This window comes from Sinorhizobium sp. 8-89 (genome assembly GCF_030124325.1).
Classification (GTDB): Bacteria; Pseudomonadota; Alphaproteobacteria; order Rhizobiales; family Rhizobiaceae; genus Sinorhizobium.
In genome coordinates, this window is record NZ_JASKLR010000005.1 from 337,258 (window position 1) to 356,908 (window position 19,651).

The following is a 19,651-nucleotide window of genomic DNA, read 5'->3' on the forward strand; positions in this document are numbered from 1 at the left end:
TCAATCCAAAGTCATGAACGTGATCGATTCTAATGAGTTAGAGGGGCAGGGGAGCCACTTGCACCTCCCCGCTGCACTCGTGCAATAGAAGCGGTCAAGGGAGCAAACATGGCCAGCGATCCGCTATACATAAACGACCGCATCGTCATTGCCGGCTGGGAATTGACGGAGCAGTTCGTGCTGGCCGGCGGACCGGGCGGACAGAATGTCAACAAGGTATCGACGGCCGTCCAGCTCTTCTTCGACATTCAGGCCTCGCCGTCGCTGCCGGACCAGGTAAAGGCGAATGCACTGAGGCTCGCGGGCCGCCGTGTGTCCAAGGACGGCGTGCTGATGATCGAGGCAAATCGGTTTCGCAGCCAGGAACGCAACAGAGAGGATGCCCGGGAGCGGCTGAAGGAGCTGATCCTGAAGGCGGCCGAACCACCACCGCCGCCGCGCAAGAAGACCAGGCCGACCCGCAGTTCGATCGAGCGGCGGCTGAAGGAAAAATCCGGTCGCGCCGAAATCAAGAAGCTTCGCGGCCGGCCGGGCGGCGAGTGAGCGTTGCGGGGCGACACGCAAGCGAATCTTTCTTGCGCTCCCTTGATCTTTTGCCGGTGTCGCCCTCTCTTATCGGAGGGCATGGAGAAAGAGGAGACAACCATGGGTTTGTTCAGCTTTATCAAGAATGCCGGCAAGAAGCTCGGGATTGGCGGCGACGACACATCGCCGGATGCCGACAGCGTCCAGAAGGAGCTTGCCTCCCATGACCTCGGCACGAAAGACGTGCAGGTCGAAGTCGTGGACGACAAGGTCGTTCTGAAGGGCGTCGTCAAGGACCAGTCGACGTTTGAAAAGGCCGTCATGGCCGTCGGCAACACGCTCGGCGTCTCGGCCGTCGAGGCATCCGACCTCAAGGTCGCGGAAGGAGGCGCCGCGCCGGCGCCCGCCAAGGCGCCTGTCTTCTACACCGTGAAGAAGGGCGACAATCTCTGGAAGATTGCCGAGGCGCAGTACGGCAAGGGCAAAGGCGCCAAACACACGGTAATCTTCGAAGCGAACAAGCCGATGCTGAAAGACCCTGACAAGATCTATCCCGGACAGGTTCTGCGCATTCCGGATCTGGACGCCGGCTGAGCGGGCGGTATTTTCGGGTGGCAACCAGGTCCCGCAAAGACTAAGGCGCGTCGAGCGTGGACGAATTCGCACAACACGCCTTACTTCTTTTCATGCATGGCGTTGTCGCACTGCACGCGTTTGGGCGACATGCATTGGATCGCTGGCGATTTCGGGTTTGGCGAATTGAGCTCCGTCGATCGCCGCAGCGAAGCACGGGATACGGGCGATGCAGGTGCTGCCGAAAGGGATAAGACACATTCCGGGCTTCCTCGACCGCTCCCGCCAGGTGGAATTGGTCGAGGCTGTCCGCCTCGTCGTAGCCGAGGCGCCGCTCTTCGTGCCGGAAATGCCGAAGACCGGCAAGCCGATGTCGGTGCGAATGACCAATTGCGGTCCGCTCGGCTGGGTCACCGATCGGGAGCGGGGTTATCGCTACCAAGGTGAGCACCCGGTAACGGGCAAGCCCTGGCCTGCAATGCCGGCGGCACTGCTCGATATCTGGCGCGCCGTGTCGGCGAGCGACAAGCAGCCGGAGGCCTGCCTCGTCAACTTCTATTCCGCAGACGCGCGCATGGGTCTGCATCAGGACAGGGACGAACGGGATCTCGAGACAGCTGTGGTTTCGATTTCTCTCGGCGATACTTGCCTTTTCCGTGTCGGCGGCAAGGAACGCGGCGGACGGACCGTCTCGTTCAAGCTTGCGAGCGGCGACGTCGTCGTGCTCGGCGGCGAAGGGCGGCTCGCCTTCCATGGCGTCGACCGCATCTATCCGAATACGTCGACGCTCTTGAAGAATGGTGGCCGGCTGAACCTCACCTTGCGCCGCGTCAATCCTTGAAGAGGAGCGAGGCCGACGCCGGCACGACGTGAGCGCCGCTTGCGTTCATCCCGATTTCGCCAAAACCCGTCTCCTCAAGGGGAGGGGCTTGCGCGCCTCGCCCGTCCGGTGCGGCAACGTCAGAACTTCCGAACCATTGAGACATGGATGGAGCAGGGCGCGGCATCGGAAGCCCTCTCTCTTATGGGGAGGGGTCTTATCGGATCGCGTGAAAGTTCCGCTCACAGCTTCCTGAGCGCCACCGTCTGGGTGAGGTGGTTCGGACCCTTCTGCAGGATCAGATCGGCGCGCGGTCGCGTCGGCAGGATGTTCTGGTGCAGGTTTTTCAGGTTGATGTTGTGCCAGAGTCCTTCGGCGATGGCGCGTGCCGCATCCTCGCCGATCGTCGCGTAGCGATGGAAGAAGGATTGCGGATCCTTGAAGGCCGTCTCGCGCAGCCGCATGAAGCGGCTCACGTACCAGCTGTGAATGAGGCTTTCCTCGGCATCGATATAGATCGAGAAATCGAAGAAATCCGACACCATCGGCACGATCTTGCCGTCGGCCGGCAGATTGCGCGACTGCAGCACGTTGATCCCTTCGAAAATCAGGATGTCCGGCCGGTCGATGGTCTGGAACCGGTCCGGGATGACGTCATAGGTCAAATGCGAATAGGTAGGCGCCTTGACATTCGGCTGGCCCGCCTTGATCGCCGAGAGGAAGCGCAGGAGTGCGCCAATGTCGTAGCTCTCTGGAAAACCCTTGCGATCCATCATGTTTTCCCGCTGCAGGATGGCGTTCGGGTAGAGAAAGCCGTCGGTGGTGATCAGGTCGACCTTCGGGCTCGAGGGCCAGCGCGCCAAAAGTTCGGCGAGAATGCGCGCCGTCGTGGACTTGCCCACGGCGACCGAACCGGCGATGCCGATGACGAAGGGTGTCTTCGTTTCGTCGGACATGCTCAGGAACCGCTTGCGTTGCTGGAACAGGATCTGCGAGGCCTCGACATGGGCCGACAGCAGCCGCGACAGCGACAGATAGATCCGGCGTACCTCGCCGAGATCGACCGGGTCGTTGAGCGAGCGCAGGCGTTGCACCTCATCGGCCGTCAGCGTCAACGGCGTGTCGGCACGAAAACGCGACCATTCCTCGGCCGAGAACACGTGGTAGGGCGAATAGTCTCCGCCCTGGAGGTTGCCCGGAATATCTGCGGCGTCGATGTCTTTCGCGGCGATAGTCATGGATTTTGCCGGTTTGCCTTCTCCTGCAGGCCGGACTGGCTGGTCCGCCTGGCAAGTTCGTCCATCACATCCTGCAACGGGATGGCTGCGATGTTCAATACGACCATAAGATGATAAAGGAGGTCGGCACTCTCATCGACCAGATTCTTGCGGTCTTCGCTGATTGCCGCGACGACGGTTTCAACCGCCTCTTCGCCGAGCTTCTTGGCCGCCTTGCGTTGACCGGCTGCGACAAGCTTGGCCGTCCAGGAGTCTTCCGGGGCTGCCTTGGCGCGGGTCGCCACGATCGTTTCAAGGTCGGAGAGGGTGAACTCGCTCATGGTGCTTTCCCTTGGGTCTTAAATGGCTGCGACCCTTGTTGGCGGTGGCAATCGCCGCCGTCGTTCCGTGTGTCCACTTTGACTGTCCACACGCTTAATCGAGCCGCATGGCGATGCCGTGCTCGGCCATGTAGCGCTTCGCCTCGCCGATGCTGTAGGTGCCGAAATGGAAGATCGATGCGGCGAGGACCGCCGTCGCGTGACCGTCGCGCACACCTTCCACCATGTGATCGAGCGTCCCGACCCCGCCCGACGCGATAACGGGTGCCCGCACGGCATCGGCAATTGCCCGCGTCAGCGCAATATCGTAGCCGCTTTTCGTGCCGTCGCGATCCATGGACGTCAACAGGATTTCGCCGGCTCCGAGATCGACGACCTTTCGTGCGAATTCGACCGCGTCTATGCCTGTCCTCTCGCGGCCGCCGTGCGTGAAAATCTCCCAGCGGTTCGCCTCGCCTTGCATCGAGACCTTCTTGGCGTCGATCGCAACGACGATGCACTGGTTGCCGAACTTGTCGGCGGCTTCCGCCACGAAATCCGGATTCTTCACCGCCGCCGTGTTGATCGACACCTTGTCGGCGCCGGCCAGCAGCAGTTTGCGGATGTCGGAAACCTGTCGCACGCCGCCGCCGACGGTCAGAGGCATGAAGCATTGCTCTGCTGTGCGGGCGACGACGTCGAAGATCGTCTCGCGGTTGTCCGAGGACGCGGTGATGTCGAGGAAGCAGAGCTCGTCGGCACCGGCTGCGTCGTAGGCTCTCGCCGCCTCCACAGGATCGCCGGCATCGATGAGGTCGACGAAATTGACGCCCTTGACGACGCGTCCGTCCTTGACGTCGAGGCAGGGTATCACGCGGGCTTTCAAGGTCATCGGATCATCCCTTTCTCGCTGCGCGGATCAATGCCAGCGCTTCCTGCGGGTCGATGCGACCATCGTAAAGCGCGCGACCGGAAATCGCGCCCTCGAGCTTGCGCGCGTCCGGCGCAAGCATGCGGTGAATATCGTCCATCGAGGCAAGGCCGCCCGAGGCGATCACCGGGATCGATACCGCGTCGGCAAGCTCCAGCGTCGACGCCCAGTTGATGCCTGTCAGGATGCCGTCACGGTCGATATCCGTATAGATGATCGCCGCGACACCAGCACCCTCGAACTTCTTCGCAAGCTCGATGACGCCGAGTTCGGAGGCCTCGGCCCAGCCTTCGACGGCCACCTTGCCGCCCTTGGCATCGATGCCGACGGCGACCCTGCCGGGGAATTTGTGGCAGGCTTCGATGACGAGTGCCGGGTCGCGCACGGCCACCGTGCCGAGAATGACACGCGAGAGCCCGCGCGAAAGCCAGTTTTCGATGTGCGCCAGCGTGCGAATGCCGCCGCCGAGCTGCACCGGGTTCCGGGTCGCCTTGAGAATGGCGTCGACCGCCGCGCCGTTCACCGTCTCACCGGCAAAGGCGCCGTTCAAGTCGACGACATGCAGCCATTCGAAGCCCTGCTCCTCGAAGGCGCGCGCCTGGGCGGCGGGATCGGGATTGTAGACGGTCGCCTGTTCCATGTCGCCGAGCTTCAGGCGTACGCATTGTCCATCCTTGAGGTCGATCGCGGGGAAGAGAATCATGTGTTGATCCGATCAAGAAAGAATGCCGGCAGCTCAAGGCTTCCAACGCAGGAAATTCGAAATGAGAGCGAGGCCGAGGGTCTGGCTCTTTTCCGGGTGAAACTGCGAGCCCGCCTTGTTGTCGCGTGCGACGAAAGCGGTCACCGGCCCGCCGTAGTCTGCCTCCGCGATCACGTCCTCGGAGTTCTCGGCGGCGAGGTGATAGGAATGCACGAAGTAGGCATGCAGGCCGCGTTCGCCCGTCGCGATCCCCTCGAAGAGCGCATGCGGCCGGTTGAGCCTGAGCGTGTTCCAGCCGATCTGGGGAATCTTCAGCGACGGATCGGCCGGCGTCATTTCCTTGACATCGCCCGAAATCCAGTCGAAGCCCTCGGTGATCGTCTTCTCGAGCCCGCGCGAGGACATGAGCTGCATGCCGACGCAGATCCCGAGAAACGGCCGCCCGTCTTTCTCGACGGCCTGCTTCAGGGCGTCCTCCATGCCGGCGACGCTGGCCAAGCCGCGGCGGCAATCGGCGTAGGCGCCGACGCCAGGCAGAACGATGCGGTCGGCGGACGCCACCCGTTCCGGCTTGTCGGTGAGATCGATCTCCGCGGCGATGCTGGCTTCACGCGCTGCCCGTTCGAAGGCCTTCGTGGCCGAGCGCAGATTGCCCGATCCATAGTCGATGATGGCGACCCGCATCAGCGCTCTCCATAGGGTTCAAAGAGGCCGAGGCCTGCAGTGTTTTCGCCCTGCTTCGCTGCAGGTCGCTTGCTCGATGGCAACGCAGTTGCGGTACCGCGATGCGTCGTCGCCGATATATTGGAAAAATAGATCTCTTCAGCCGTCTCCAGGTCGCGCGCCGGAACAATGGAACGAAGCGTCCAATCCCTTTTCCCGAGATTTCGCGCCACCAGAAGCGGGCCTTCGAGCGAGACCAGCAGGCTGAGCGCGAGCTGCATGATGAGCGAGGCGGTAAAGGCGCCGGGAACGCTGGATGAGATGATTAACAGAATTTGCAGAACGGCAACCAGGATTCCAAGAAGCCATGCGTGCTTGCTCAGCAGCCAGAGCGCGGGAAAGAAAAAGGCGGGCCAGGAAAAACCGTCCGCAATGAACCGCGCCCTTTCGTCAGTGGCCGGTGCGCCGGGCGGGGTCATGATCAGATAGGAAGCCATGGTTATCAGCCGGGATATTGGCCGGCTCAGGCGAGCGTTCCCTTGGTCGAGGGGACGCGCCCAGCCTGGCGCGGGTCGATTTCGGTTGCGGTGCGAAGCACACGGGCGACGGACTTGAAACAGGTCTCGGCGATATGATGGTTGTTGGCGCCGTAGATGTTCTGGATATGCAGCGTGATGCCGGCGTGCTGGGCCAGCGCCTGGAAGAATTCACGCACAAGCTCCGTGTCGAAGCTGCCGATCTTCGGCGACGAGAAGGTCACGTTCCAGACGAGAAAGGGCCGCCCCGAGACGTCGACCGCGGCGCGCGTCATGGTTTCGTCCATCGCAAGATCGATCGAGGCATAGCGGGTGATGCCGCGGCGATCGCCGAGCGCCTTGGCAAGCGCCTGGCCGAGCGCAATGCCGGTGTCCTCGACCGTGTGATGGTCGTCGATATGCAGGTCGCCGTCCGCCTTGATCTCCATGTCGATCAGCGAATGGCGCGAAAGCTGGTCCAGCATATGATCGAAGAAGCCGACGCCAGTCGCAATCTTCGACGTTCCCGTCCCGTCGACATTGACGGAGACGGACACGGCGGTTTCATTCGTCTTTCGGGAAACTTGGCCGGTGCGGCTGGGCATGCTTTCTGCCATCAGGCTCTCCTGTATGCGCTCGACCCGGGTTGGTACTGAAACGACCCAGATCAGAGGCATCGATACAAAACTGGAACTGAATGCGCGAGGAAAACCGCTTCATGCTTTTCCCCACGCCGTTCCAGAGCCGCTCCATATCAGGGGAGGCGCGAAATATCCAGAACTGCGACGGAAATTTGACCGAGCCGCAGGCGTCAGAACGGAAAATCGCAAGAAGACGGATGGACATTTGCAATCGCGCGGCGTGCACTTACATAGGCCTCAAGCAACCAGGCTCGCCTACAGCGCCTCGCATCCAACTGGACGCGCAAAGATCTCTGTAGCACTCTGCTGCATGTTCCTTAAATCGGAGCCGATTTAAGGATGAAAATATGCAGCAATCCAAAGTGCCACAGCGACCTTTGTGCATCTGAAAGGACGTACGGCGCTGTAGGGCGCCGCATGATTTCGCCCTTGAATCATTCCGATTTGAGGAGTCATGCAGCGGAGCCGCAACGCCCCAGTTCTTGGGGTAATAGGTATCCTCATGAATGAACACAATCCCTACGGAACGATGCATGCGACCACCATCATCACGGTGAGAAAAGGTGGCAAGGTGGTGATGGCGGGCGACGGTCAGGTCAGCCTCGGCCAGACGGTCATGAAGGGCAACGCTCGCAAGGTCCGGCGGCTGTCGAAGGGCGACGTGATCGCTGGCTTCGCCGGTGCAACGGCGGATGCCTTCACGCTGCTTGAACGGCTTGAGGCCAAGCTCGAGCAATATCCCGACCAGCTCATGCGCGCCGCCGTCGAACTCGCCAAGGACTGGCGCACGAACAAATATCTGCGCAATCTCGAGGCGATGATGCTCGTCGCCGACAAGTCCGTCACGCTGGCCATCACAGGCAATGGCGACGTGCTCGAACCCGAACACGGCACGATCGCCATCGGTTCGGGCGGAAACTATGCCTTCGCGGCCGCACGCGCCTTGATGGAAAGCGACAAGTCGGCGGAAGAGATCGCTCGGCGCGCGCTCGAAATCGCGGGCGATATCTGCGTCTACACCAACCATAATGTCGTGGTGGAGACGCTGGATGCGGACTGACGGGGTCGATGTCAGTTTCCTGTCGGTGGCTGACAACCACCTGTCGATGCTGCGTGGCTGGCTTTCCGAGCCCCATGTGCGGCAGTGGTGGGGTGACCCGGACAAGGAGCTGGAATCGATCCGCGACGGCTGCGCGAGCGGCGAAGTGGAAGGCTTCATTTTTCATGTCGACGGAGAGCCCGCCGGCTACATCCAATCCTGGACGCCGTCGCAATATGACGAGCCCTGGGCGAAGGACCTGCCGTCCGATACGCCCGGAGTGGACATCTTCGTCGGCCCGCCGGAAATGACTGGAAAAGGTATCGCTGCCTTGGCACTCAAGGCGTTTGCCGGAAGGCTGTTCGAAAACGGCGCCGCGCGTATCGTGATCGACCCGGACGCCGGCAACCGCCGCGCGGTCCGGGCCTATTCGAAGGCAGGCTTCGTGCCTTTTGGCGAATGGATAGACGAGTCCGGCCGGACACTCCTGATGGAGCTGACGCGCACGGAGTTTGAGAGGAATTCATGACCAACTTTTCACCCAGGGAAATCGTGTCGGAACTCGACCGTTACATCATCGGCCAGAAGGACGCGAAACGCGCCGTGGCCATTGCCTTGCGCAACCGCTGGCGGCGTCAGCAGCTAGACGACGAACTGCGTGACGAGGTCATGCCCAAGAATATCCTGATGATCGGCCCGACCGGCGTCGGCAAGACGGAAATCTCCCGGCGGCTGGCGAAACTCGCCGGCGCTCCCTTCGTCAAAGTCGAGGCGACCAAGTTCACCGAAGTCGGCTATGTCGGTCGCGACGTGGAGCAGATCGTGCGTGACCTCGTCGAGGTCGGGATCGGCCTGGTGCGCGAGAAGAAACGTGCCGACGTCAAGGCGAAAGCGCACCAGAATGCCGAAGAACGGGTGCTTGACGCACTGGTCGGTGCGACCTCCTCGCCGGCGACGCGCGATTCCTTCCGTAAGAAGCTCAGGGCCAATGAGCTCGACGACAAGGAGATCGAGATCGATATCGCCGAGACGGGCGCGCCGGGGGGCTTCGAGATTCCGGGCATGCCGGGCGCCAATATCGGTGTGCTCAATCTCTCCGAAATGTTCGGTAAGGCGCTCGGCGGCAGGACCAAAAAAGTCAAGACGACCGTCAAGTCTTCCTATGAGCTCCTGATCAACGACGAATCCGACAAGCTGCTCGACACCGAGCAGATCCAGCGCGAAGCGGTCTCGGCTGCCGAGAACGACGGCATCGTCTTCCTCGACGAGATCGACAAGATCGCCGCCCGCGATGGCGGCATGGGCGCGGGCGTATCGCGCGAAGGTGTCCAGAGAGACCTGCTGCCTCTGGTCGAAGGCACGACGGTCGCGACGAAATACGGGCCGGTGAAGACGGATCACATCCTCTTCATCGCCTCCGGCGCATTCCATGTCTCCAAGCCATCGGACCTGCTGCCGGAGCTGCAGGGGCGCTTGCCGATCCGCGTCGAGCTGCGCGCGCTGACCAAAGAGGACTTCCGCCGTATCCTGACGGAGACGGAGGCGAGCCTGATACGTCAGTACAAGGCGCTTCTCGAAACAGAGGAGGTGAAGCTCGATTTCACCGAGGACGCGATCGACGCTCTTGCCGAGGTAGCCGTCCAGCTCAACGCCAACGTCGAGAATATCGGGGCGCGCCGCCTGCAGACGGTGATGGAGCGTGTCCTCGACGACGTCTCCTTCAATGCGCCGGACCGCGGCGGCCAGACCGTGATGATCGATGCGGAATATGTCCGCAAGCACGTCGGCGATCTCGCCGCCAATACGGACCTGTCACGTTATATTCTGTGACTACGGCGCCGCGCGTTTGTCCTTAGTCGGTTCCGATTTAAGGAAAACATGCGGTGGTAGGGGCTGGAGCGCTGCAAACTCCGGCAATCGCCGAATTGTGAGGCGCCTGTCACTCGACAGGCGCCTTCATTTTTTCTACAGCGATCGGCAATCGATCAAAGGCCGGGCATCATTCCGACATGATCTTGCCGTAGGGGCCGCGCGCTCGAATGACAGGGCTCCGGAGTTTCATAGGAAGAACAGATCGTGCGTCTCACTGCTTGCTTTCTCGTCATAGCCACGCTTTGCCTCTCTGCCGGCCCGGGAACAGCAACGGGAATCACCGTGGTTCCCGAGGGCAACCGTCACATCGAGCAGCCGAAGATACCGGGCGCCTCGGTTCGGCGCACCAAGGCGGGCCGGACCTCCTTCGACGCGAAATACGAGAAGGTGCGTGATCTGCTTGCCAGCGACCGGCAGCTCGTCGGCAAAATAAAATCGGTCGCCAGCGCCTACGGCATCGCGCCGATCCATATGGTGGGCGCCATCGTCGGCGAACACACCTACAATGTCGATGCCTACGACCGGCTGCAATCCTACTATGTCAAGGCGGCCGCCTATGCCGGCAACAGCTTTCAATTCGGCCATGACGGTGAAAGCGTCGCCGAGTTCGTCGCCCGTCCGCAATTTGCCGCCTGCACCGGCAAGAACGGCTCCTATGCGCTGTGGAGCTGCCGTGAGCGTGTCTGGGACAGCGAGTTCCGCGGCCGTTCGGTCGGGGGGCAATCCTTCCCCGACAACCGTTTCAGCGCCGTCTTCTTCCAGCCCTTTTTCGCCGGCCAGACGTTCGGTCTTGGTCAGATCAATCCGTTGACGGCGCTGATGCTGACGGACATGGTTTCGCGCGTTTCGGGTTATGAGCGCCTGGACGAGAACAACGCCGCCGCTGTCTATGAGGCAATCATGGATCCGGACGTTTCGCTCGCCTATATGGCGGCCTCGATCCGTCATTCGATCGATGCCTATCGCTCGATAGCCGGCATGGACATCTCCGACAATCCGGGTCTGACGGCGACGCTCTACAACGTCGGCAATCCGGATCAGCGCGCCGCAGTGCTTGCGGCGAAAAACCAGGTTGGCGAAGTTCATTGGCCGGAGGAGAACTATTACGGTTGGCTCGTCAACGATAAGCTTGCCGAGCTGGAAAGCCTGCTCTAGGACGGGATGAGGAAAGTGCGCGCGGGTTTCCGGAATTGCGTTTCCTGACCCGGATCGCCGGTTTCCGCCCGTATCTTTCGGTTCTTCCGTGATTCACGTGAAGCATCTTCCTTGATTGCGCCGTATATAATTGAAACGGTAGACGATCGAGAAAGGCACTCCATCATGGACACGCGACCGGAACCTTTCGAGCCGCCCGCGCCGGTGCCGCGCACCGGCATTCCGACGCGGCTGCAGATCATTCGCACCGTGCTCCGCAACCCGCTCGAACTCTGGGGCGAGCCCTCCTATACGCTGCCTTGGATCGAGACGAAGTTCATCAACCAACGCACGCTCATCGTCAACGATCCCGGGCTCATCCGCTACATTCTCGTCGAGAACGCCGGCAACTACGAAATGTCGAACGTCCGGCGGCTGATCCTGCGCCCGATCCTGCGCGACGGCCTGCTGACGGCGGAAGGGGAGGTCTGGAAGCGGTCGCGCAAGGCCATGGCGCCGGTGTTCACGCCCCGGCACGCGAAGGGCTTCGCCGGCCAGATGCTCCGCGTCTCCGACGAATTCGCCCAACGCTATGCGCGCGCCGCTTCCGAGCCCTTCGTCACCAATATCGCCGTCGACATGACGGAACTCACCTTCGAGATCCTGGCGGAGACGCTCTTCTCGGGGGAAATCGCCGTCGGAAAGCAGGGCTTCGCCGCCAATGTCGAGGAACTGCTGCAGCGCATGGGCCGCGTCGATCCGATGGACCTGCTCGTGGCGCCAAGCTGGGTGCCGCGACTGACCCGAATCGGCGGCCGGAAGGTGCTCGACCGCTTTCGCGGCGTTGTCTCCGAAACGATGGCACAGCGCCGGCGGCGCATGGCGGAGGAGCCGGGCAGCGTCCCGAACGATTTCCTCACGCTGTTGCTGCAGCTCGAAGGGCCGGAGGGGCTTTCGACCTCTGAGATCGAGGACAACATCCTGACCTTCATCGGCGCCGGCCACGAGACGACGGCACGGGCGCTTGCCTGGTGCCTCTACTGCATCGCCAACACGCCGGCCTATCGCGAGACGATGGAGCACGAGATCGACGGTGTCTTGGCGACCGGCGCCGAGCCGGTCGATTGGCTCGGGCGCATGCCGCACGTGCTTGCCGCCTTCGAGGAGGCGCTGAGGCTCTATCCGCCGGCGCCGTCGATCAATCGTGCGGCGATCGAGGAGGACGAATGGACGTCGCCGGAAGGCGAGCGCGTGCCGATCCGCAAGGGCATATCGGTGCTGATCATGCCGTGGACACTGCATCGCCATGCGCTTTACTGGCAGAAGCCGCGCGCCTTCATGCCGGAGCGTTTCCTCCCGGAAGACCGGGAGAAGATCAACCGGTTCCAGTATCTGCCCTTCGGCGCGGGCCCACGCGTCTGCATCGGCGCGACCTTCGCCCTGCAGGAGGCGGTCATCGCGCTGGGCGTGCTCATGCACCGCTTCCGCTTCGATCTGACTGAGGAGACGCACCCCTGGCCCGTACAAAGACTGACGACGCAGCCGAGGGGCGGTCTGCCGATGAAGGTGTCGATGCGGGCGAGATAGCATTCCACGCTGCCCGGCAGTGCAGAGGGAGTATCGGATCGAGCCCGCTCTGATCAGACGCGCAAACGTCGCTATCACGCGATGGTCTTTCCCGGAAATATGCCTTATCACCGGACGATTCTTCCGCGTTCGGGACTCCTCCCGATTATCAACACTGGACTGAGCAGAAATTGACCGCGCATCTTCTTCTCGGCATCGACACCGGCGGAACCTATACCGACGCCGTTCTCTTCAGCGAAGCGGCGGGTGTCGTCGCGAAGGCCAAGGCGCTGACGACGCGGCACGACCTTGCGGTCGGCATCGCCGGCGCGGTGGAAGCGGTCCTGGAAAGGGCGAAGGTTCCGGCGACGGCGATCAGCCTCGTCTCGCTTTCGACCACGCTTGCTACAAACGCGCTGGTCGAGGGGCAGGGTGGCAGAGCGGGTCTGGTGATGATCGGCTTCGGGCCGGAGGATCTCAAGCGCGACGGCCTGCTCGAAGCTTTGGGCTCGGATCCCGTCCTTTTCCTGCCCGGCGGTCATAACGTCCATGGTGGCGAGACGCCGCTCGATATGAGCGCGCTCGACGAGGCGCTGCCGACGCTGGCGAGCCAGGTATCGTCCTTCGCCATTGCCGGCTATTTCGCCGTGCGCAACCCAGCGCACGAAAAGCGCGTGCGCGAACGGATCCGCGAGATTTCGCACCTGCCGGTAACTTGCAGCCATGAGCTTTCGTCGAAGCTCGGCGGCCCGCGCCGCGCGCTGACGACGCTTCTCAACGCCCGGCTCGTTTCGATGATCGACCGGCTGATCGGCTCCTGCGAGGATTTCCTCAAGCGCCGCGGCATTCATGTGCCGATGATGGTGGTGCGCGGCGATGGCGCGTTGATCTCCGCAGCCGAAGCGCGGCTGAGGCCGATCGAGACGATTCTCTCCGGGCCGGCCGCAAGCCTAGTCGGCGCGCGGCATCTGACCGGTCTCGAAAACGCGGTCGTCTCGGATATTGGCGGCACGACGACGGACGTCGCCGTACTGGAAAAGGGCCGTCCGAGGCTTGACGCGGAAGGCGCCGTCGTCGGCGGCTTTCGCACCATGGTCGAGGCGGTCGCCATGCGCACCTACGGGCTCGGCGGCGATTCGGAAGTACGCATCAACGATCGAGGTCTCAAGGCAAGGATCGATCTCGGTCCGCGCCGGTTTCTGCCGCTGAGCCTCGCGGCGGCATTGCACGGCGATGCCGTGCTGTCGGTTCTCGACAGGCAGTTGCGCGCGACGCATGCGGGACGGCACGATGGCCGCCTCGCCGTGCGGACCGGTCTGCCCGATCATCTTGCAAGTGGCCTTCAACCCCAGGAGCAGGCGCTTTACGATCGCATCGGCATGATACCGTTGGCGCTCGCCGACCTGCTTGTCAGCACGCCGCAGAAGGCGACGCTCGACCGCCTCGTCGCGCGCGGACTGGTGCACATCTGCGGCGTCACGCCTTCCGATGCGATGCATGTGCTTGGCAGACAGGCGCAATGGAATGCGGCGGCGGCACGCCTAGGCCTCGAGCTCGCAGCGCGGATGAAGGATGGTTCCGGCCAGCCGATCGCCGCATCCGCCGAAAAGCTGGCTGAGATGATCGTCGACCGGTTGACGCGCCAATCCTCGGAAGCGATCCTGCAGGCCTGCCTCGGTGAGGACGGCGCAGGCTCCATTGATCCGGCGGCATCGGTGGCCGTCGATCGCGCGCTGAAGCGCGAACCCGGTATCGTCCGCTTTTCGATCGGCCTCGACCGGCCTCTCGTCGGTCTGGGAGCGTCGGCGCCCGTCTACTATCCGGCTATCGCAGACATGCTGGGCACCGATGCCGCGATCCCGGCCGAGGCCGGCGTGGCGAATGCGGTGGGCGCGGTCGTGGGGCAGGTGCGGGCCTCGGTCACCGTGTTCGTGACGACGCCCGAGGAGGGCATCTTCATCGTCAACGGCGCCGGCGCAAGCGAACGCTTCATCGATCAGGAACAGGCTTTCGGTGTCGCCCGGCGCCGCGCACAAACCATGGCGCTCGAAACCGCGCGCGCGAACGGCGCCGAAGAGCCGGCGGCGACGATGTGGGAGGAGATCGACGCGCCGGAGATCGAGGGCGGACGCAAGCTGATCGAGGCCCGGTTCACCGCTTCGGCGAGCGGCAGGCCGCGTATCGCGCATCACTAGATCACGATGATTTTGGGTCGAATCGAATCAACATCACAAACGTGATCGATTCTACAAGCCGACAGGCGGATGCGCGGAAAACCACGCGCACTTTCCCCATCTGATTTTTTCCAGTTTGGAAACAATTCTTCGCATCCTTGCGGAATTGACAGTGAAAGAATTGATGAGAAACTGCCATTGCCACGAGCGGGATGAGGAAGGGTAGGAATGCTTTTCCAGATGCATCCCGCTCTTGTTGTTCAAGCGATTCCAGGAAAAGCGCGTAACGGTTTCCGTCCGGAATTGCCTCAATTCAAGAAGCCGGATCACTGTTTCGACGAAACGGTGATCTAGATAATCGAAGCGATGGGCTTGGATTGGTTCAATCCTGGCGTATCGTGATCTACTGCATGATTCCTTAGACCGGAATTCTAAGGACAAAATCATGCGGAATTCAAAATTCTACAGCGAGCTTTGCGCGTCTGGTTACACGCGCGGCGCTGTAAGGTCGAGATATTCGCAGGAGTTGCCGCATGGGCCGCATTGAGAAGTATGGTTTGAAAATCGATGCCGGTCTTCATGATTTCCTGATTGACGAGGCAATGCCGGGGACCGGCATCGACACGGAACGGTTCTTTTCCGCCCTGTCGGAACTCGTTCACGACCTTGCCCCGAAGAACCGCGCGCTTCTCGCCAAGCGCGACGATATGCAGGAGCAGCTCGACGCCTGGTATCGCGAAAACGGCGCCCCCGTTGATCTCGACGCTTACGAGACCTTTCTCCGGCAAATTGGCTACCTCCTGCCGGAAGGAGCGGATTTTTCGGTCTCGACCGCGAATGTGGATCCCGAGATCGCGACGATCGCCGGACCGCAGCTCGTCGTTCCCGTGATGAATGCGCGCTATGCGCTGAATGCCGCCAACGCCCGCTGGGGTTCGCTCTACGATGCACTTTATGGCACGGATGCAATCCCTGATGCCGACGGCGCGGAGCGCGGCAAGGGGTACAATCCGAAGCGCGGCGCCAAGGTCATCGCCTGGGCCCGGGACCTTCTGGATGCGAGCGCCCCACTTGCCAAGGGCCGCTGGAGCGACGTGACGACATTGAAGGTTGAAGGCGCCGCGTTTGCGATCACTCTCGCGGACGGCATGAAGACGACGCTCGCCGACCCGGCTTGCTTCGCCGGCTATTCCGGTCCCGCCGAAGCGCCGTCCGAGGTCGTCCTCTTCCGAAATAACCTTCATACCGTCGTCGTCCTCGATGCGACGACGCCAATCGGCAAGGACGATCCGGCCCATATTTCCGACATCATCCTCGAATCGGCGATCACCACGATCATGGATTGCGAGGATTCCGTCGCCGCGGTCGATGCCGAAGACAAGGTCGTCGTCTATCGCAACTGGCTGGGCCTGATGAAGGGCAACCTCGAGGAGGAGGTTACCAAGGGCGGCAGGACCTTCACTCGCAAGCTCAATGCCGATCGTCGCTTCACCAGCCCGAACGGCGCGACGCTGACGCTGCCGGGACGCTCGCTGATGCTGGTCCGCAATGTCGGCCACCTGATGACCAACCCGGCGATCCTCGACCGCGACGAGGGCGAGGTGCCGGAGGGCATCATGGACGCTATGGTCACGGCCCTGATAGCGCTCCACGACATCGGACCCAACGGCCGCCGGGCGAACTCGCGTGCGGGTTCGATGTATGTCGTCAAGCCGAAGATGCACGGGCCGGAAGAGGTCGCCTTTGCCTGCGAAATCTTCGCGCGCGTCGAGGCGGCCCTCGGAATGCCGGTAAACACCATGAAAATGGGCATCATGGATGAGGAGCGGCGCACCACGGTCAACCTCAAGGAATGCATCCGCGCCGCCCGCGAGCGCGTCGTCTTCATCAACACCGGCTTCCTCGACCGGACGGGCGACGAGATCCACACCTCGATGGAAGCCGGGCCGATGATCCGCAAGGGCGACATGAAGCAGGCGGCCTGGATCGCGGCTTATGAGAACTGGAACGTCGATATCGGTCTTGAATGCGGGCTTTCCGGCCATGCGCAGATCGGCAAGGGCATGTGGGCGATGCCGGACCTGATGGCGGCGATGCTCGAACAGAAGATCGCCCATCCGAAAGCGGGCGCGAACACCGCCTGGGTTCCGTCACCGACGGCGGCGACGCTGCATGCGACCCACTATCACCGCGTCAACGTCAGCGAGGTTCAATCAGACCTCAAGAGCCGGCCGCGGGCAAAGCTCGCGGATATCCTTTCGGTGCCGGTGGCGACGCGGCCGAACTGGACGGAGGCCGAAATCCAGCGCGAGCTCGACAACAACGCCCAAGGGATTCTCGGCTATGTCGTGCGCTGGGTCGATCATGGTGTCGGTTGCTCCAAGGTCCCCGACATCAACAATATCGGCCTGATGGAAGATCGCGCGACGCTGCGCATCTCCGCGCAGCACATGGCCAACTGGCTGCACCACGGCATCGTGAGCGAGATGCAGATCGTCGATACGATGAAGCGGATGGCGGCCGTCGTCGACGAGCAGAACGCAGGAGATCCGAACTATACGCCGATGGCCGGCCGGTTCGACGAATCGGTCGCCTTCCAGGCCGCGCTGGACCTGGTGCTCAAGGGGCGCGAGCAGCCGAATGGTTATACCGAACCGGTGCTGCACCGCCGTCGATTGGAGTTGAAGGCGAAAGAAGCTGTGTGAAGCGGATTTCTGCCGGCATTTGCCTCATCCCGCCTGCCGGCACCTTCTCCCCGCGCGGAGAGAGGGAGCTGTGAGGGCAGCCGAATACCACTACGCCTATCGTTTCCCGTGAAACGAAAGGCCGCCGACATCGGTCGGCGGCCCTCTCATTATCAAATCGCGGCAGCGTTACTGCTGAACGACTACCTTCGCGCCCTTGCCTGGCCGGACGCGCGAATAGAGGTCGATAATGTCCTGGTTCATCAGCCGGATGCAGCCCGAAGATGCCGCGGTGCCGATAGAGGCCCATTCCGGCGTGCCGTGCAGGCGGAAGAGCGTATCCCTGCCCTCGTCATTGAAGAGGTAGAGGGCGCGTGCGCCGAGCGGATTGCTGATGCCCGGACCCATGCCGTCTTCGACATATTTGGCGACTTCCGGCTTGCGCTCGGCCATCTCCTTCGGCGGATGCCAGGTCGGCCATTCCTGTTTCCAGGCAACATAGGCCTCGCCCTCCCAGGCGAAGCCGGCCTTGCCGACGCCGATGCCGTAGCGCACGGCCTTGCCGCCCGGCAGAACGTAATAGAGGAAGCGATTCGGCGTGTTGACGACGATCGTGCCCGGGCGTTCCTTCGTCGCGTAGTCGACGATCTGGCGATGGAAACGAGAGTCGACACGGTTGATCGGAATGGCAGGCACCGCGTAGCCGTGGTCCTCGACGGCGCCGTAATTGCCGGAGAAGATTTGATTCGTCGCAATTTTTTGCCCTTCGGGAGCCGGGCCGGTTGTGGACGTCGTTTGCGAGCAGCCGGCAAGGACAACTGTGGCGGCCAGGCTGCACAAAAGGAGAGCGTTGCGGAAGCGCATGGGGGTCTCGTAAAAGGAAGTAAGGAAATACGGGAGGGAGGGTGCCCGGCCGTCAGCAACAACAGCTTATTTTCTATTGCACCGTGCCGCGCAAGGGACCGCACTGCCGCAATTTGGCCGAAAAGTGTAAATTCCGTGACGATTGCTTTTTTGCAACAAAACGGCGGAGTGGGCGGCGTCGGAATGGGAATCAACCGGTGACAATTCTATCGATCCATGGCGACAATCCGCTGGCGGACGGACGCCAGTCCGAACGGGCGATGAAAGTACGCCGCGGCGTCCAGCGGCTGCTTGCCGAATTGCGCCACGCGGTCCTGCCCGAACTGACGCTCGCAAGCGGCAGGCGCGCCGATCTCATTACGCTTTCGGCGAAGGGCGAGATCTGGATTATCGAAATCAAGACGTCGATCGAGGATTTTCGCGTGGACCGCAAGTGGCCGGAGTACCGGCTGCATTGCGACCGGCTGTTTTTCGCCACGCATGGCGACGTACCGCTGGACATCTTCCCGGAGGAATGCGGGCTCCTGCTTTCCGATGGTTACGGAGCGCATATACTGCGCGAGGCGCCGGAACATCGCCTGGCGGCGGCAACGCGCAAGTCCGTCATACAGGCATTCGCGCGAACCGCGGCCCAGCGACTGATGCTCGCCGAATGGGCGGCGGAGCGAAACGGGGAACTCGGTGATTCCATTCGCGATATCGTTGCCGGCACGCGCGACGACTAGGCACCCGCTTACGCCATCATTCCGATAGCTGATTATTTTGGGGCGCGTTTCGCCAGGATCCGCTGCAGCGTTCTGCGATGCATGTTCAGCCGGCGGGCCGTTTCCGAGACGTTGCGTTCGCACATCTCGTAGACGCGCTGGATGTGTTCCCAGCGCACCCGGTCTGCCGACATCGGATTTTCCGGCGGTTCCACCCTTTCGCCCTGGCGCTGGACGAGCGCGGCAAAAATATCGTCGGCATCAGCCGGCTTTGCGAGATAGTCGACCGCTCCGAGCTTGACCGCATTCACGGCCGTGGCGATGTTGCCGTAACCGGTGAGCATGATCATTCGGGTGTCGTCCCGGCGTCCACGGATGGCTTCGATCACGTCGAGGCCGCTGCCATCGCCGAGCCGGAGATCGATGACGGCATGCTTCGGCGGGTTGCCCTTGGCCTTGGCGATGCCCTCGGCGACCGACTCGGCAATATCGACCGTGAAGCCCCGCGCTTCCATCGCCCGCGCAAGTCGGCGCAGGAACGGGCCGTCGTCATCAACGATCAGCAGCGTCCTGTCCGGGCCGATCAGCTCGGCATCCGGAGACTGTGCACTCGACGCGGTTGTCGATTTTTCCGTCATTTCTTCCGATCCCTAAGCGAAAACATGGCCCCAACAATACCGTTCTCGCTGAAATTATGTGGGTTTTC

The 19,651-nt window shown here is 62.2% G+C and carries 22 protein-coding genes; 12 read left to right on the top strand and 10 right to left on the bottom strand.

Features of this window, described 5'->3' with window-relative positions:
- Positions 1–108 precede the first annotated feature (108 nt).
- The 3 genes from arfB (at position 109) to QN219_RS13750 (ending at position 1,939) form a co-directional block, all read left to right on the top strand.
- A complete protein-coding gene (arfB, locus tag QN219_RS13740; RefSeq protein ID WP_173508567.1) occupies positions 109–543 on the top strand; it encodes an alternative ribosome rescue aminoacyl-tRNA hydrolase ArfB in 435 nt (144 codons plus the stop codon).
- Positions 544–645: 102 nt separating this feature from the next.
- Complete coding sequence (gene lysM, locus QN219_RS13745; protein ID WP_284000253.1) at positions 646–1,119, top strand: peptidoglycan-binding protein LysM; 474 nt, start codon at positions 646–648, stop codon at positions 1,117–1,119.
- Between the two features lie 208 nt (positions 1,120–1,327).
- Positions 1,328–1,939, top strand: a complete 612-nt coding sequence (locus QN219_RS13750) for an alpha-ketoglutarate-dependent dioxygenase AlkB (protein ID WP_284000254.1) — start codon at positions 1,328–1,330, stop codon at positions 1,937–1,939.
- A gap of 221 nt (positions 1,940–2,160) precedes the next feature.
- Here QN219_RS13750 and coaA read toward each other — a convergent pair whose 3' ends face one another.
- From coaA to QN219_RS13790, 8 genes are all read right to left on the bottom strand, one after another.
- On the bottom strand, positions 2,161–3,156 hold the full coding sequence (gene coaA, locus QN219_RS13755; protein ID WP_284000255.1) for a type I pantothenate kinase: 996 nt from the start codon (positions 3,154–3,156) through the stop codon (positions 2,161–2,163).
- On the bottom strand, positions 3,153–3,476 hold the full coding sequence (locus tag QN219_RS13760; protein ID WP_284000256.1) for a phosphoribosyl-ATP diphosphatase: 324 nt from the start codon (positions 3,474–3,476) through the stop codon (positions 3,153–3,155). The genes coaA and QN219_RS13760 overlap by 4 nt, the downstream gene beginning before the upstream one ends.
- Positions 3,477–3,570: 94 nt before the next feature.
- Positions 3,571–4,347: an imidazole glycerol phosphate synthase subunit HisF gene (gene hisF, locus QN219_RS13765; RefSeq protein WP_284000259.1), complete on the bottom strand. Its 777-nt coding sequence runs from the start codon at positions 4,345–4,347 to the stop codon at positions 3,571–3,573.
- Positions 4,348–4,351: 4 nt separating this feature from the next.
- Positions 4,352–5,089, bottom strand: a complete 738-nt coding sequence (gene hisA / locus QN219_RS13770; RefSeq protein WP_284000260.1) for a 1-(5-phosphoribosyl)-5-[(5-phosphoribosylamino)methylideneamino]imidazole-4-carboxamide isomerase — start codon at positions 5,087–5,089, stop codon at positions 4,352–4,354.
- A gap of 33 nt (positions 5,090–5,122) precedes the next feature.
- On the bottom strand, positions 5,123–5,773 hold the full coding sequence (gene hisH, locus QN219_RS13775) for an imidazole glycerol phosphate synthase subunit HisH (RefSeq protein ID WP_284000261.1): 651 nt from the start codon (positions 5,771–5,773) through the stop codon (positions 5,123–5,125).
- Positions 5,773–6,249, bottom strand: coding sequence for a DUF2628 domain-containing protein (locus QN219_RS13780; protein WP_284000263.1), 477 nt, complete (start codon positions 6,247–6,249; stop codon positions 5,773–5,775). The genes hisH and QN219_RS13780 overlap by 1 nt, the downstream gene beginning before the upstream one ends.
- A 26-nt stretch (positions 6,250–6,275) precedes the next feature.
- Entirely contained in the window at positions 6,276–6,884 is a 609-nt protein-coding gene (gene hisB, locus QN219_RS13785) for an imidazoleglycerol-phosphate dehydratase HisB (protein WP_284000265.1), read from the bottom strand.
- Entirely contained in the window at positions 6,832–7,113 is a 282-nt protein-coding gene (locus QN219_RS13790; protein ID WP_284000267.1) for a hypothetical protein, read from the bottom strand. Before QN219_RS13790 ends, hisB begins: the two co-directional genes overlap by 53 nt.
- Positions 7,114–7,410: 297 nt before the next feature.
- On the opposite strand from QN219_RS13790, the gene hslV reads away from it, so the two are divergent.
- The 8 genes from hslV to QN219_RS13830 all read left to right on the top strand — a co-directional run bounded on the left by hslV (position 7,411) and on the right by QN219_RS13830 (position 17,398).
- Positions 7,411–7,968, top strand: a complete 558-nt coding sequence (gene hslV, locus QN219_RS13795; protein ID WP_284000268.1) for an ATP-dependent protease subunit HslV — start codon at positions 7,411–7,413, stop codon at positions 7,966–7,968.
- Complete coding sequence (locus QN219_RS13800) at positions 7,958–8,476, top strand: GNAT family N-acetyltransferase (protein WP_269279957.1); 519 nt, start codon at positions 7,958–7,960, stop codon at positions 8,474–8,476. The genes hslV and QN219_RS13800 overlap by 11 nt, the downstream gene beginning before the upstream one ends.
- The gene (hslU, locus tag QN219_RS13805) at positions 8,473–9,777 is read left to right on the top strand and encodes an ATP-dependent protease ATPase subunit HslU (RefSeq protein ID WP_173508555.1); all 1,305 of its coding nucleotides are present in this window, start codon (positions 8,473–8,475) and stop codon (positions 9,775–9,777) included. Before QN219_RS13800 ends, hslU begins: the two co-directional genes overlap by 4 nt.
- Before the next feature lie 246 nt (positions 9,778–10,023).
- Entirely contained in the window at positions 10,024–10,974 is a 951-nt protein-coding gene (locus QN219_RS13810; protein ID WP_284000269.1) for a DUF1402 family protein, read from the top strand.
- Positions 10,975–11,139: 165 nt separating this feature from the next.
- On the top strand, positions 11,140–12,540 hold the full coding sequence (locus QN219_RS13815; protein ID WP_284000270.1) for a cytochrome P450: 1,401 nt from the start codon (positions 11,140–11,142) through the stop codon (positions 12,538–12,540).
- 170 nt (positions 12,541–12,710) lie between these two features.
- On the top strand, positions 12,711–14,714 hold the full coding sequence (locus QN219_RS13820) for a hydantoinase/oxoprolinase family protein (protein ID WP_284000272.1): 2,004 nt from the start codon (positions 12,711–12,713) through the stop codon (positions 14,712–14,714).
- A 207-nt stretch (positions 14,715–14,921) separates the two neighbouring features.
- The gene (locus QN219_RS13825) at positions 14,922–15,047 is read left to right on the top strand and encodes a hypothetical protein (protein ID WP_284000273.1); all 126 of its coding nucleotides are present in this window, start codon (positions 14,922–14,924) and stop codon (positions 15,045–15,047) included.
- 179 nt (positions 15,048–15,226) lie between these two features.
- On the top strand, positions 15,227–17,398 hold the full coding sequence (locus QN219_RS13830) for a malate synthase G (RefSeq protein WP_284000274.1): 2,172 nt from the start codon (positions 15,227–15,229) through the stop codon (positions 17,396–17,398).
- A 168-nt stretch (positions 17,399–17,566) separates the two neighbouring features.
- Here QN219_RS13830 and QN219_RS13835 read toward each other — a convergent pair whose 3' ends face one another.
- Positions 17,567–18,241, bottom strand: a complete 675-nt coding sequence (locus QN219_RS13835; RefSeq protein ID WP_284000275.1) for a L,D-transpeptidase — start codon at positions 18,239–18,241, stop codon at positions 17,567–17,569.
- Between the two features lie 197 nt (positions 18,242–18,438).
- Here QN219_RS13835 and QN219_RS13840 point away from each other — a divergent pair, with 197 nt between their 5' ends.
- Positions 18,439–18,966 carry an MmcB family DNA repair protein gene (locus tag QN219_RS13840; RefSeq protein WP_284000276.1) on the top strand — a complete coding sequence of 176 codons (528 nt, stop codon included), beginning with the start codon at positions 18,439–18,441 and terminating at the stop codon, positions 18,964–18,966.
- Positions 18,967–18,998: 32 nt separating this feature from the next.
- Here QN219_RS13840 and QN219_RS13845 read toward each other — a convergent pair whose 3' ends face one another.
- A complete protein-coding gene (locus QN219_RS13845; protein ID WP_284000277.1) occupies positions 18,999–19,583 on the bottom strand; it encodes an ActR/PrrA/RegA family redox response regulator transcription factor in 585 nt (194 codons plus the stop codon).
- Positions 19,584–19,651: the final 68 nt, after the last annotated feature.

What these genes read in the sequence shown, in the direction of transcription:
- arfB (WP_173508567.1), top strand. Translation starts at nt 109, where the DNA reads ATGGCCAGCGATCCGCTATACATAAACGACCGCATCGTCATTGCCGGC.
- lysM (WP_284000253.1), top strand. Translation starts at nt 646, where the DNA reads ATGGGTTTGTTCAGCTTTATCAAGAATGCCGGCAAGAAGCTCGGGATT.
- QN219_RS13750 (WP_284000254.1), top strand. Translation starts at nt 1,328, where the DNA reads ATGCAGGTGCTGCCGAAAGGGATAAGACACATTCCGGGCTTCCTCGAC.
- coaA (WP_284000255.1), bottom strand. Translation starts at nt 3,156, where the DNA reads ATGACTATCGCCGCGAAAGACATCGACGCCGCAGATATTCCGGGCAAC.
- QN219_RS13760 (WP_284000256.1), bottom strand. Translation starts at nt 3,476, where the DNA reads ATGAGCGAGTTCACCCTCTCCGACCTTGAAACGATCGTGGCGACCCGC.
- hisF (WP_284000259.1), bottom strand. Translation starts at nt 4,347, where the DNA reads ATGACCTTGAAAGCCCGCGTGATACCCTGCCTCGACGTCAAGGACGGA.
- hisA (WP_284000260.1), bottom strand. Translation starts at nt 5,089, where the DNA reads ATGATTCTCTTCCCCGCGATCGACCTCAAGGATGGACAATGCGTACGC.
- hisH (WP_284000261.1), bottom strand. Translation starts at nt 5,773, where the DNA reads ATGCGGGTCGCCATCATCGACTATGGATCGGGCAATCTGCGCTCGGCC.
- QN219_RS13780 (WP_284000263.1), bottom strand. Translation starts at nt 6,249, where the DNA reads ATGGCTTCCTATCTGATCATGACCCCGCCCGGCGCACCGGCCACTGAC.
- hisB (WP_284000265.1), bottom strand. Translation starts at nt 6,884, where the DNA reads ATGGCAGAAAGCATGCCCAGCCGCACCGGCCAAGTTTCCCGAAAGACG.
- QN219_RS13790 (WP_284000267.1), bottom strand. Translation starts at nt 7,113, where the DNA reads ATGTCCATCCGTCTTCTTGCGATTTTCCGTTCTGACGCCTGCGGCTCG.
- hslV (WP_284000268.1), top strand. Translation starts at nt 7,411, where the DNA reads ATGAATGAACACAATCCCTACGGAACGATGCATGCGACCACCATCATC.
- QN219_RS13800 (WP_269279957.1), top strand. Translation starts at nt 7,958, where the DNA reads ATGCGGACTGACGGGGTCGATGTCAGTTTCCTGTCGGTGGCTGACAAC.
- hslU (WP_173508555.1), top strand. Translation starts at nt 8,473, where the DNA reads ATGACCAACTTTTCACCCAGGGAAATCGTGTCGGAACTCGACCGTTAC.
- QN219_RS13815 (WP_284000270.1), top strand. Translation starts at nt 11,140, where the DNA reads ATGGACACGCGACCGGAACCTTTCGAGCCGCCCGCGCCGGTGCCGCGC.
- QN219_RS13825 (WP_284000273.1), top strand. Translation starts at nt 14,922, where the DNA reads ATGCTTTTCCAGATGCATCCCGCTCTTGTTGTTCAAGCGATTCCAGGA.
- QN219_RS13830 (WP_284000274.1), top strand. Translation starts at nt 15,227, where the DNA reads ATGGGCCGCATTGAGAAGTATGGTTTGAAAATCGATGCCGGTCTTCAT.
- QN219_RS13835 (WP_284000275.1), bottom strand. Translation starts at nt 18,241, where the DNA reads ATGCGCTTCCGCAACGCTCTCCTTTTGTGCAGCCTGGCCGCCACAGTT.
- QN219_RS13845 (WP_284000277.1), bottom strand. Translation starts at nt 19,583, where the DNA reads ATGACGGAAAAATCGACAACCGCGTCGAGTGCACAGTCTCCGGATGCC.